At 60.9% G+C, this 1014-nt stretch carries 2 protein-coding genes; both read left to right on the top strand.

The genetic code is table 11. From position 1 onward, the window contains the following. Positions 1–190, top strand: a 190-nt coding sequence (locus AC1DU6_RS32680; protein ID WP_477862417.1) for a type II secretion system F family protein, incomplete at its 5' end; no start/stop codon positions are given. A gap of 10 nt (positions 191–200) precedes the next feature. Then, a partial coding sequence (locus AC1DU6_RS32685) for a type II secretion system F family protein (RefSeq protein WP_477862419.1) occupies positions 201–1014 on the top strand: 814 nt, incomplete at its 3' end.

The raw sequence follows: 1014 nt of genomic DNA on the forward strand, positions 1-1014 counted from the left end.
AGCCAAGGCGTCCGCCGGCATCATCGGCTCGCTGCCGCCGATCGTGATGCTGCTCGTCTATCTCAGCACGCCTGAATATATTTCGCTGCTGTGGACCCATCCGACGGGCCGGCTGATGCTGGCGGCCTGCGTGGTCTGGATGTCCTGCGGCATCTTCGTCATGAAGCGCATGATCAACTTCGACTTCTGATGGTGCTGACATGGTCGATATCCTGATAGCAAAGCTCCACGACGTCCGCTTCATGACGATGATGCTGGCCGCGATCGCGGTTGCAGCGACGGCTTACAGCCTGCTTACGCCGCTGTTCGCCGGCGATGGCCTCGCCAAGCGCATGAAGGCGGTCGCAAGCGAACGGGAGCGGCTGCGGCAACGCGAGCGGGACCGCATGGCGAAAGGCGAGAGAGTGTCGTTGCGCCAGACGCCCAAGCAACTCGTCTCCAAGGTCGTGACCGACTTCAACCTCGGCAAGTGGCTGGCRCAGGAAGCCGCGCTCGACAAGCTGGTCATGGCCGGCTATCGCGGCCAGGCGCCCTATATCACCTTCCTATTCTTCCGCGCGGTGACACCGATCGTGTTCCTCGTCTTCGCGATCCTCTACGTGTTCGTGATCTCGCGGATGGAGCAATCGATGCCCATCAAGATCGGCATGTGCCTCGGTGCCGCCTATCTTGGCCTGCAGGCGCCGATGATCTTTCTCAAGAATGCGATCTCCAAGCGCCAGCTGTCGATCCGCCGCGCATTTCCGGACGCGCTCGATCTGCTGCTGATCTGCATCGAGTCTGGCATGTCCATCGAAGTCGCATTTCGCCGCGTGTCCATCGAGATCGGATCGCAGTCGGTGGCGTTGGCCGAGGAATTCACGCTGACCACGGCCGAACTGTCTTATCTGCAGGATCGCAAGGTTGCATATGAGAACCTTGCGAAGCGCACCGGACTTGAAGGTGTCAAATCGGTCTGTCTGGCGCTGATGCAGTCAGAACGCTACGGCACCCCGCTCGGTCAGAGCCTTCGCG

This window comes from Roseateles sp. P5_B10 (genome assembly GCF_056400485.1).